Annotated in this window: 10 protein-coding genes; 7 read left to right on the top strand and 3 right to left on the bottom strand. The window is 46.3% G+C overall.

Annotated elements, in window-relative coordinates:
* From RMO35_RS24910 to RMO35_RS24940, 7 genes are all read left to right on the top strand, one after another.
* Positions 1-241, top strand: a 241-nt coding sequence (locus RMO35_RS24910; protein WP_309745417.1) for an SDR family oxidoreductase, incomplete at its 5' end; no start/stop codon positions are given.
* 286 nt (positions 242-527) lie between these two features.
* A complete protein-coding gene (locus RMO35_RS24915) occupies positions 528-1,145 on the top strand; it encodes a glutathione S-transferase N-terminal domain-containing protein (RefSeq protein WP_309745419.1) in 618 nt (205 codons plus the stop codon).
* Positions 1,146-1,174: 29 nt separating this feature from the next.
* Entirely contained in the window at positions 1,175-1,297 is a 123-nt protein-coding gene (locus RMO35_RS24920) for a hypothetical protein (protein WP_309745421.1), read from the top strand.
* Between the two features lie 109 nt (positions 1,298-1,406).
* Complete coding sequence (locus tag RMO35_RS24925; RefSeq protein ID WP_309745423.1) at positions 1,407-1,985, top strand: flavodoxin family protein; 579 nt, start codon at positions 1,407-1,409, stop codon at positions 1,983-1,985.
* A gap of 224 nt (positions 1,986-2,209) precedes the next feature.
* Complete coding sequence (locus RMO35_RS24930; protein WP_309745425.1) at positions 2,210-3,421, top strand: MFS transporter; 1,212 nt, start codon at positions 2,210-2,212, stop codon at positions 3,419-3,421.
* A 69-nt stretch (positions 3,422-3,490) separates the two neighbouring features.
* Positions 3,491-4,129 carry a carbohydrate porin gene (locus tag RMO35_RS24935; protein ID WP_309745428.1) on the top strand — a complete coding sequence of 213 codons (639 nt, stop codon included), beginning with the start codon at positions 3,491-3,493 and terminating at the stop codon, positions 4,127-4,129.
* A 119-nt stretch (positions 4,130-4,248) separates the two neighbouring features.
* Complete coding sequence (locus RMO35_RS24940; protein ID WP_396135727.1) at positions 4,249-4,755, top strand: carbohydrate porin; 507 nt, start codon at positions 4,249-4,251, stop codon at positions 4,753-4,755.
* 103 nt (positions 4,756-4,858) lie between these two features.
* Here the strand turns inward: RMO35_RS24940 and RMO35_RS24945 are convergent, their stop codons facing one another.
* The 3 genes from RMO35_RS24945 to RMO35_RS24955 form a co-directional block, all read right to left on the bottom strand.
* Positions 4,859-6,151, bottom strand: coding sequence for a folylpolyglutamate synthase/dihydrofolate synthase family protein (locus tag RMO35_RS24945; protein WP_309745430.1), 1,293 nt, complete (start codon positions 6,149-6,151; stop codon positions 4,859-4,861).
* A 159-nt stretch (positions 6,152-6,310) separates the two neighbouring features.
* A complete protein-coding gene (locus RMO35_RS24950) occupies positions 6,311-7,078 on the bottom strand; it encodes an SDR family NAD(P)-dependent oxidoreductase (RefSeq protein WP_309745432.1) in 768 nt (255 codons plus the stop codon).
* A 40-nt stretch (positions 7,079-7,118) separates the two neighbouring features.
* Positions 7,119-7,699: protein adenylyltransferase SelO family protein (locus RMO35_RS24955; protein ID WP_309745434.1), on the bottom strand; the 581-nt coding region annotated here is incomplete at its 5' end.

Genomic DNA, 7,699 nt, shown 5'->3' on the forward strand with positions numbered 1-7,699 from the left:
CTTTGCTTTGGCAAAAGAGATCGGGCAGCGTCAGGTGACGGTAAATGTGGTTTCACCTGGAGTTACCGACACAGATGGTTTGATTTTGCCCCAACCCGCAATCGACCATCTAATTAGCCAAACTCCGCTCGGACGTTTGGGTAAGCCGCAGGATATCGCCGATGTGGTGGCATTTCTAGTCGGTGATGATGCCCATTGGATGACGGGACAAAATCTCCAAGTCAATGGCGGTATTTTATAGTTAAGGTCAGTTAGTGCGGGTTAAGGATTTCCGCTTAACGAATATTAGCTTCGCGCCAGCACCGCCCTCAAATGAATTTGGGGCTAATAGCAAAAGTTCTCTGAAGAGAACTGCTACATCACCTAGTTCGTTTTAACGAACTTTCGCTATTAGCCCGTTGGCGTAGCCTCTCGGAACGAGACACTTATAGTTCAGGGCGGTGCTGGAACGAAGCAAATCAGCTTTCCTTATCCTATAAATAACCTGTTCAAAACCCCTTTGTAAAAACCAAAAAAGTAGGTATAAAATGACGATCGAGCTATATACAGCCAATACTCCTAACGGGCAGAAACCAGCAATCATGTTGGAAGAAATCGGTCTGCCTTATCAAATTTTTCCTGTCAATATCGGGCAGGGCGAACAACACGCAGATGCTTTTCTAGCGATTAATCCTAATGGTAAAATACCCGCGATTGTCGATGATGGTCAACGAGTATTTGAATCGGGGGCAATCTTAATTTATTTGGCAGAAAAAAGCGGAAAACTACTGCCAACTGATGCTAAGAACCGAGCGGCAGTTTTAGCTTGGACATTTTGGCAAGTTGGTGGACTCGGCCCGATGATTGGTCAATGGGGACACTTCTCGCGATCGGCACCGGAAAAAATACCTTATGCAATTAATCGATATTTAGATGAAAGTGTGCGGCTATTAAATGTGCTCAATACTCATCTAACCGATCGCATATTTATCGCTGATGATTATTCAATTGCTGACATCATGAACTATACATGGGCATCTAGTGGGCTGAACTTTATTCGTGCGGCTCATCCCGAACGAGTTGAGAATTTGGCAGCACTCGATCGATGGGTGAAAACAGTTGGCGATCGACCTGCGGTTCAAAAAGGTTTAGCAGTATTGAAATAACCATTTACTAAATCCAGAACTGAACCCCGATGATTACGTTTGTCAATGTGTTTACCGTTAAAACCGGACAACAGGCTGCTGCATTTGCGGGGATTCAGCAAATTTATACCGAAGTTGTCAAGTTTCAACCAGGATTTATTATAGAAACTTGATGTTATCAAAAAAATGTAGGTTGGGTTGCGAGTAGCACTAGCGCAGCATCTCCGTCAGGAGATAACCCAGCGCTCACAACAACCAATTCACAATTACCAGGAAAATCTCATGACAAATATTGCAATTATCTACTTCTCAGGAGCTGGCAATACTCATTTAATGGCAGAGGCAATTGCCACAGGTGCCCAAACAATTCCCGACACCAAAGTCCAATTACTCCGCATTACTGGCGAACAAATCGTCAATGGTCGCTGGAAAGATGAGGCAATGGTGGCTACTTTGAATAGTGCCGATGCAATTATTTTTGGTTCGCCAACTTATATGGGTGGCGTTGCCGCTCAGCTTAAAGCATTTATTGATGCTGCCAGCAGTATCTGGGCGCAACAACTCTGGAAAGATAAGATTGCTGGTGGCTTCACCCATTCTGCTGGTATGAGTGGCGATAAACAAGGCACGCTGATCTATTTGGCGACTAACGCCGCTCAACACGGAATGATTTGGGTGGGTGCGGGTGAAATGTCGCAGCCTAACGGGGTGAATCGATTGGGTTCTTATACAGGGGTGATGGGGCAAGCCATTCCTGATTTTACGGGGACAAAAACGGTAGAACTCGACACTGGCGATCGATTGTCTTGTGAATTATACGGTCAGCGAATTGCAGCAGCCACAGAACGTTGGCAGAAATAGATTAGCGAAGTTGGTGTGAATCCCTCTGTCTTGTCGGTTTTTTATTCTGGGGTTCCCCCAGAATAAAACCGCCGCTGCTTGGTGCAACACATGCGGAGGGAACCTCCGCGTGATTGCATCCGCTAAATCCCCCTTTCTAAGGGGGACTTTGAAAGCCCCCTTTCTAAGGGGGTTGGGGGATTTAGATCTCAAAACGAAGTCCAGTAAACCAAACCCATGTTCCAATGCCAAATCCCAATTCTTGGGCGACCAAATTAACGCTATTACTCGCCAGCAGCCTGACAGTCATGTCCGGTGCCACGGTTGCACCATCGCTGCCAGCGATGAAACAACAATTTGAAAGTGCAATTTCCGATCCCGATCTACGGACGACTTTAGTTAAATTAGTAATTACATTACCAGCATTATTTATCGTCATTGGTTCGCCGATCGCCGGTATCGTAGTCGATAAATTCGGTCGCAAACCGCTATTACTACTTACCGCAATTCTGTATGGTTTTGCTGGCAGTTCGGGGCTATTTTTAGAAAGTTTACCCGCAATTCTAGTCGGACGAGCGGTGCTAGGTTTGGCTGTGGCGGGGGTAATGGTGAGCGCAACTACCCTCATTGCTGATTACTATAGCGGCCCCGCACGGGCGGCTTTTATGGGGCTACAGGCTGGATTTATGGGTTTGGGCGGCGTGGTGTTTCTGACACTTGGCGGCGCACTAGCTCAACAAAACTGGCACTATCCGTTTGGGATTTACCTATTTGCATGGCCGATCGCATTATTAGTGTTCGCGTTTATTAGCGAACCCGATCGAAGCAATTCTGCCCAGCCAAACATGGGAGCGGCGAATGATTCAGCCAGCCAATCTACACCCATTGGCGTGATGATAATTGTCTATGGATTTACCACCCTCAGTCAAATTGCTTTTTATCTGATCCCCGTTCAATTGCCCTTTTATCTAGATGGTTTAGTCAAGGCTAATCCCTCTCAAAGTGGCATGGCGATCGCACTTTGCACCCTATTTTCGGCAATTGCTTCTGTTACCTATGGCAAGCTCAAACAACGGATGGAATTTGTCACTTTTTTACCTGCAATCTTTGGCTTCATGGGCATCGGTTATCTATTAATCGGTCAATCTTCAAACTGGTTACAAGTATTAACCGGATTGGGGATTGCAGGGATGGGTTTGGGACTGCTGATGCCGAATATGTCGGTGTGGCTCAGTTCTGCGGTTCCCGATGCCCTGCGGGGGAGAGCCTTGGGTGGTCTTTCAACATCGATGTTCTTGGGGCAGTTTTTATCACCGATCGTCACCCAGCCGTTAACCAAATCTATGGGCTTAGGTGGCACCTACGCGCTCGTTGGCGGCGGTCTAGTTATCGTTGCCTTGGGATTTGCCGTTTTCAAGTCTCAAGTGCGTAATTTAACCCGTTCTCGTGCTGTCTGAATCGTTCGCGGAGCGTCTCCTATGGAGAATCGAATTATCTGAATAATGTTGTATTTTTGGCGCAGATTGTTGATAAAGCATCTAAATAGACGACAGCCACTTGGCAGGAGCATCACTTTCTCAATCGTATTTGTTATCGTTAATTATCTTGGATTAACTACCGTTCGAGCAAACGAACCAATCCAGCAGATCGATCTTCAGCAGTCTGTAGATCTTAAATCTAGCGATTGGGCATTTCGATCGTTTAAGTCGATTGTCGATCGTTATAATTGTCTATCGCCATCTGCGGAAACTAGATCTAATCAAATTCAGCAGATCGATCGAACTAAGTTTGCTAAAGATCTGCATGATTGTACCGATCGAATCAAAAATATAGCTGAAATAGATCCCGCAGATCTAGAAACATTGAGCCAATTACAAATAGAATTTTCGACAGAAGTTACCGCTCTTAAAGGTAAACTCGAACGACTCGAAACTGATGTCATAAAAATAGAAACTCAGCAATTCTCGACAACTACAAAACTTAGCGGACAAGCGATTTTCGCCATTAACGCAGGTACATTTGGAGGCGATAGAATCATTGCTCCTAGAGGTGCGATTGTCAGTCGAAGTCAGCCCATGCAAATACCAGTTTTCGGGACTTTTCTACTGCTGCAATTACTAATAATTTTATCTTACTACCTCGACCGGGCGGTGCGGGAGCTGTAATTGATTGGCAGCTCGATCGTCAATTTTCGATTCGGGGCGTTTACATTGCTAGTAGCGGTTCTACCAGCTTACCCGAAAATCAACAGTTTCTTGGCGGTGGTTCGCCCAATGATATTCGCTTGTTCCCGCTTGCGGGTGGTGGTTCTACAGGCGGATTGTTTGGCGATCCTTATTTGGGAGTTGTCGAAGTAGAATACGCACCGACAAAATCGATTGCCATGCGGTTACAATACAGCGGTGGCGAACTGCTTGGCAGCAAATTTGGTGTTGTTGGCGTTAATGCTGAAGTTGCACTTTCTCCCCAATTTGGCTTATTTGCCCGCTATGGTTCTGGTCTGTATCCTAACACCACACTGGGCGATATTCGTCCTCAATACTGGTCGGCGGGTATTGCTTTTCAAGACTTATTTACTAAGAATGACTTAGCCGGAATTGGCATCGTCCAACCGTTTATACTCAACCAAGTTGGTAATGCAACTCAAACTAATTTTGAGGCATTTTATAACATCCCCGTTAGTAGTAATTTACGCATGACACCGCTCGTCCAAGTTATTACCAATCCAGCCAATCAAAGCACTAATAGCTCGATCGTCACTGGGACACTTAGGGCTGTACTTTCATTTTGAAGGTGCTATGAGAAAGTGATGTCTAGAACTTAGTATGTTACATTAGCGATCGCAAAATCAATCGTCCGTAGGTCGATATTGACAAATAAGTTTTCTGTAGCACTTATTTATTTTGGCTGAGAAAATTGCCAACTAAATATAAAGAACCACACAATATTGGCTGAGTAGTAGTAGTAGTTGAAAATGCCGCTGCTAATCCGCTCGGCAAGTCGCGATAAGTCTCGATCGCGGCAAGAGTGGGACACTCTAGGCGTGCCAGATCGGCTAGTGCGGCTGGATCGGCGGTACTATGTCCGGGAACGGGTACTAAGTACAGTCGATCGCCAGCACGGAGTAACGCCTGAAAAATTTCGGGATGTGCTTTAGTCGATAACATCCCCATCACCCAACTAATCGGCGTATTTAGCGTATCGACATACTGACGCAGAGCGATCGCCGCAGCGGGATTGTGTGCGCCATCGATTAATAATTTATGCCCTTGCCAAGTCGTCCACTGGATGCGTCCGCGCCACTGGGTATTTGCCATCCCCGTCACGAGTGCAGTGGCGCTAATTTTCCAACCAGCTTGGCGTAGTGTCTCAATTGTGGCGATCGCGATCGCGGAATTGGTTAACTGCATTTCGCCGAGTAAAGCCAGCGGGTATTTAATCCCGGCAGATTCGACCCAAGGCAGCCCTAGCGGTGAAAATGAGGTTGAGCCTAGATCTGCGGGTGGGCAGGTTGCTACAGCCGATTTAACCCAGATTGCGGGGCAATCGAGCTTGGCGATCCGTTCGCTGACGACAGTGGCAGCCTCGGGAGGTAAGGTACCGACGATCGCGGGACAGTTGGGTTTGAGAATACCTGCTTTTTCTCCAGCGATTTTGGCAATCGTTTCGCCGAGCTGCTGCCAGTGATCGATCGCGATCGAGGTAATAATTGTTGCTAGTGGTCGATCGCAAACATTAGTCGCATCCAATCTACCACCCAAGCCAACTTCAATGACGGCAATATCTACTTGTGACTCGGCAAAGTACAGCCACATCGCCGCTGTCACGATTTCAAACTGTGTGGGGGTGGGCTTAGCCGCATCAATGGCGGCAATAACTCTAGAGAGAGTGCTTAGCGCCACCTCAGTCGAAATCGGTCGATCGTCGATACAAATCCGCTCGTTCCAGTCTACCAAGTGCGGCGATGTATATCGACCGACTCGATAACCTGCGGCACTCAGCACACTAGAGAGATAAGCACATACAGAACCTTTGCCATTTGTCCCCGCCACATGAATTATCGGCACAGCCTGATGCGGCGAGCCGAGTGCGGCGAGTAAAGTCTGGCTGCGGCTGAGTCCTAAATTCACCCCAAATTGATGAAATGGTGCCAATAGAGTATCGATAGCGGAAGTTGAATCTGTCACTGCGAAGTTTGGGGGAAGTGATTAGGTTTTAGGTTTTAGGCTTTAGGCTTTAGGCTTTGGGAAATCGGATGTTTGGCATCACTCATCACTATTCACTATCCACTATCCACTATCCACTATCCACTAATAACTTTATGTTAATGCAAGATATAAAACAGTCTACCAAGGTAATTGACTGCCATCCCAAGAGAAAAATTCACCACTATCGATCGGCTCTAATCGATCGATAACTGTGCATAATTGGGCTACGGTGCGATCGACTGAAAATAACTTTTCTGGGGGGACATTGCGTTGAAATGGTAGCGACAATCGGGTGTCAGTCGTCCCAGGATGGAGTGCGACTAATATCGCTTGCGGACAGGTGCGCTTGTACTCGATCGCGGTGGTGCGAATCAACATATTTAGGGCAGATTTGGATGCGCGATAGCCATACCAGCCGCCGCTGTGATTGTCGCCAATACTCCCAACTTTAGCCGATATTGTCGCGAGGATCGATCGATTTGGATGTTTGAGTAATGGCTGTACTTGTTTGAATAATAAGATCGCGCCGACACTATTAACTTGGAAATAACGTAAGAGTTGTTCGCTGTTAATATGGCGTAGACTTTTCTCGGGTTGCATTGCGCCTTCATGTAAAACGCCAACAGCATTAATTACAAAATCGAGCGTAGCAGTCTCAGTTTGAATCTTGTGAATTACCGCTGCAATTTGTGATTCATCCGTGATATCCATCTGCAAACAGCACAAGCGAGGATCGGCAATCGCCAGTAACTCTGTCGCCGACTCTAAGCTGCGATAGGTAGCATAGACACACTCACTGTCCGCTCGATCGAGTAACCGCCGGACGAATCCCAACCCAATCCCCTGTCCTCCACCAACAACTAGGGCAGTTTTTAAAAAGCGATCGCTTGGATTATTTTCTAACATTTCTTTGCAAAATTAACCTTTAACATAGATAAAATACTCGCTATGTACCCGCTTGAATCTTCCCTAACAATGTATAAAAGGGTTCCCAATTATTATCTTGAGCGATCGGTTCCCAAATTGCTTCGATCTGGGGACGTAGTAAAATCGTCTGGGGATTCGATCGAGTCAGCAAGTTTTCGACAGTATCTAGCTCTGATGCTGGGATAGTACTCATCGCTTGATGATATAACTGTAGCCATTGCTGATAACCAGAACTGCTGACTAATTCTGGCAGGAGTTCGGTTTCATTCAAAATCGCATTAGGATCTAATTTCCATCGCAATTTAAATGCTTGACTCAATTCAAAGAAAAATTGGTGATAGCCGACTTGGGTATCTGTTAATAGTTGGAGCGTGGTAACTAACAATTCATCAAGGATCGGATTAGTTGCGCCTGTAAATCCGAGCTTTTGGAGCATGAGCTGTTTGTAACGATCGAAATAATAACCTTCAAACTTGGCTAAAGCTGCGGTCATTTCGGTGGGATCGATCGCCGTACCTAGCGGCTGCTGAAGTAGTTCTAAATTGAGCTTGCAGATGCCTGGTTGATTGCCATAACTATAGCGTCCGTAATGGTCGAAAT

This window comes from Chamaesiphon sp. OTE_20_metabat_361 (genome assembly GCF_031364565.1).

What these genes read in the sequence shown, in the direction of transcription:
- RMO35_RS24915 (WP_309745419.1), top strand. Translation starts at nt 528, where the DNA reads ATGACGATCGAGCTATATACAGCCAATACTCCTAACGGGCAGAAACCA.
- RMO35_RS24920 (WP_309745421.1), top strand. Translation starts at nt 1,175, where the DNA reads ATGATTACGTTTGTCAATGTGTTTACCGTTAAAACCGGACAACAGGCT.
- RMO35_RS24925 (WP_309745423.1), top strand. Translation starts at nt 1,407, where the DNA reads ATGACAAATATTGCAATTATCTACTTCTCAGGAGCTGGCAATACTCAT.
- RMO35_RS24930 (WP_309745425.1), top strand. Translation starts at nt 2,210, where the DNA reads ATGCCAAATCCCAATTCTTGGGCGACCAAATTAACGCTATTACTCGCC.
- RMO35_RS24950 (WP_309745432.1), bottom strand. Translation starts at nt 7,078, where the DNA reads ATGTTAGAAAATAATCCAAGCGATCGCTTTTTAAAAACTGCCCTAGTT.